Here is a 3,103-nt window from a genome sequence, read left to right on the forward strand (position 1 = left end):
TATAATTATAAAGGCAATCATAGCTTAGTATTAGGGAAACAACATACTCAGATTAGTTATTGGAATGAAAGTTATCACCATGGAAGGGTGTTTTTTCCTACGACTCGTAAACCGTTTTTATTCGGATCTAATTTTATACCTATACATACCACAGGAGTCGGTTTTCAAGGCCTTAATTTAGGCAAACTGAAGTTGGGCTATACCTTACTAGTTGGTAACGGTTTGGGTTCTAAAGAAATCGTTGACAATGATAAGTACAAATCTGTCACAGCTTCAGTGCATATAAAACCTATCGATAAATTTCAAATTGGGTTATCGTACTATAATGATATTATCTCTGATAGTGCTAAGATACACAAAAAGTATATTGTGGATGAAAAAATCAAGCAGCAGATCTATACAGGATCCGTTTCTTATTTTGGAAGCAAATATGAAGTATTGGCTGAAGGTGTTTTATTGAATAATAAGACCGTTAGTAAAGGAAATAATCAATCTTTTGCTTCGTATGTGTATGCAGGTATTCGACTTAAAGAAAGGTGGGTGCCTTATGTTAGACTAGATTATTTAAATTTCCAAAAAGAGGAGTCATATTTGAGTATTGATGATACCACATCCTTTTTAACAGGATTAAGGTACGAGATTAATTATTTAATGGTAATGAAAATGGAATATCAACATTATAAACGCGATTCAGGAAGTTCTAATCAATTCTCTGCTCAATTTGCAATCGGGTTTTAAGTATAAGCTTATGAAACAGGGGATTTTAAACTTCATATTTTTCATCTTTATAGGATTGATACTTCCGTTAACTATAAATGCACAAGAGGACTCTCTTATTATTGTAGGAAACGAAATATCTGTGCCATCTGAATTGAATATGAATCAGCTAAAATCTGTTCTAAAAGGCGAAAAACTTAGATGGAACAATGGTACTAAAGTAGTTTTAGCATTAATGAAAACAAGCACTCCAGTGGGTACTTATATGTGCAATAAAATATATAATATGACTGGGAATGAGTTAAATAAATATTTTTTGGCGTTGGTTTTCCAAGGAAAAGCAAAGGCTCCAACTTTTTTTAATTCTGTTGAAGAATTAGAAGTTTATGTAGCAAAAACGCCAGGTGCTATAGGTGTATTACAAAATACAGATGACAAGTTGTTGAAGGTTATCCTTGTTGATGGAAAAAATCAACTGTAAAAATATCTTATGCCAATCACTTCTACTACAAAATTTATAACAAATCCTATTTAATATGGTTTTATCGGTACAAAGTAAAATATTAATGACCGTATTATCCATTGTCTTAATGTTTGCCCTTTTTATTCTATTTTATTATCCCCAAAGACAAGAACGCTACTTACTTGACAATTATAACAATGAAATTGAGAACTTGGCAAAAACGGTTGCTTTAGGTGTTAAAATAGCATTAACAGAACAGAATTTTGAAAGCGTTGAGACTGCTTTAGATTTTGTTAGAAATGATAAACGATTACAATTTGTATCAATTATTCAGAATGATAGTGTCTGGAACAAAAGCCATACAAGTTTCACCATCGAAAAGACGGTCTTTAAAACATATCCAGATAATGTTGATGTAGATCCAAAATCCACTTCAAATGAATATTTCATCTATAAAAGCGCCCCTTTTTCTGCCCCAATTTTAGATGGTGAGATAAAGGTAGGTTTCTCCACTACAGAAATTATAAAGGGAAGAAAGCAAATTAGAAATGCTTCTGCATTAGCTAGTTTTATTGTGTTTTTCATTGGACTTTTCATTGGATATCTGTTGGCAAGAAGAATTTCGGTGCCAGTTTTAGCTCTACGTGATGCTGCAAATAAGGTTGGTGAAGGAGATTTAACACAATCAGTTGTTAGACGTTCTGGAGATGAAATTGGGGAGTTAAGTACTGCTTTTAATAAAATGGTAAAGGATCTTGGTAAGGCGCAAGAAGAAGTTGAAGAAAGAACAGAAGAATTAACTGTAGAAAAGCATAAATCAGATGAACTATTATTAAATATTCTTCCTATAGAAACAGCAGAAGAACTTAAAAGAACAGGACAAGCTAAAGCTAAAAATTATGATTCTGTAACGGTTCTATTTACAGATTTTAGAGATTTCACCTCTATTTCTGAACATATGGACGCCAACCAATTAGTGGCCGAATTACACCATTGTTTTAGTATGTTCGATCATATTATTAAAAAACATGGAATTGAAAAGATAAAAACCATTGGTGATGCATATATGTGTGTTGCTGGTCTGCCAGTAAGAAATGCGACGCATCCTTTTGACGCAGTAAATGCAGCGATTGAAATTAGAGATATTATGTTAGCTTATACTAAAGAAAAAAATGCTAAAGGTGAAGTTGGATTTGATATTAGAATAGGTATCAACACAGGGCATGTTGTTGCTGGTATAGTAGGTGTAGATAAATTTGCTTATGATATTTGGGGAAGCACTGTTAATACTGCTTCTCGATTGGAAAGCTCAAGTGAGTCTAATAAAATCAATATTTCTACTACAGTTTATGATATTATAAAAGATAAATACGATTGTACACATAGAGGCAAAAAGAATGTAAAAGGACTTGGTGAAATTCCTATGTATTTTGTTGATGGGATTAAAAAAAACATTAACCCATAACTTCTCTCTCTCTCTCTCATTATTTAATGGCAATTTCCGTTATATTAATAGCTAAATTCTATTAAACCTATAGAAGAAAAATATAAATTGATAACGAAAAAGTTTTTGGCAACTAGATACTAAATTGCGCGCCAAATTTGGGTTAAATGTAGTTTACTTTGAAAATAAACATGAGGTAAATTCGTTACAATCTCATTATCAATTATTTATTAGTAAGAATTTTCAAAGAGGAAAATCAAGCACAATTATTTATACACGGCTTAAGTAAATAATTCAATAAATGAGAATAAAAACCTGATAAAAAAAATGGATTGATATCTGATAATAACTGGAGAAGTTCTTTAGTTAAAGTTAATACAATTTTATTTGTTTTTTACCACGTTACTTTGTTGTGTCTTCGTTGTTTTGTAACTATTCAGGCTATCAAAAAAACCTGATGGTTATTAACAATTTGAGTT

General features: G+C 31.4%; 3 protein-coding genes. All 3 read left to right on the forward strand.

All coding sequences use genetic code 11. The features are described 5' to 3' along the window. The coding region (locus AAC053_RS13840) for a hypothetical protein (RefSeq protein WP_339757866.1) at positions 1 to 738 on the forward strand (738 nt) is incomplete at its 5' end. 10 nt (positions 739 to 748) lie between these two features. Continuing rightward, positions 749 to 1,198: a hypothetical protein gene (locus tag AAC053_RS13845; RefSeq protein WP_339757868.1), complete on the forward strand. Its 450-nt coding sequence runs from the start codon at positions 749 to 751 to the stop codon at positions 1,196 to 1,198. 55 nt (positions 1,199 to 1,253) lie between these two features. After that, complete coding sequence (locus AAC053_RS13850; RefSeq protein ID WP_339757870.1) at positions 1,254 to 2,645, forward strand: adenylate/guanylate cyclase domain-containing protein; 1,392 nt, start codon at positions 1,254 to 1,256, stop codon at positions 2,643 to 2,645. Positions 2,646 to 3,103 lie beyond the last annotated feature (458 nt).

It is taken from the genome of uncultured Winogradskyella sp., assembly GCF_963975125.1.
Classification (GTDB): domain Bacteria; phylum Bacteroidota; class Bacteroidia; order Flavobacteriales; family Flavobacteriaceae; genus Winogradskyella.

What these genes read in the sequence shown, in the direction of transcription:
- AAC053_RS13850 (WP_339757870.1), top strand. Translation starts at nt 1,254, where the DNA reads ATGGTTTTATCGGTACAAAGTAAAATATTAATGACCGTATTATCCATT.
- AAC053_RS13845 (WP_339757868.1), top strand. Translation starts at nt 749, where the DNA reads ATGAAACAGGGGATTTTAAACTTCATATTTTTCATCTTTATAGGATTG.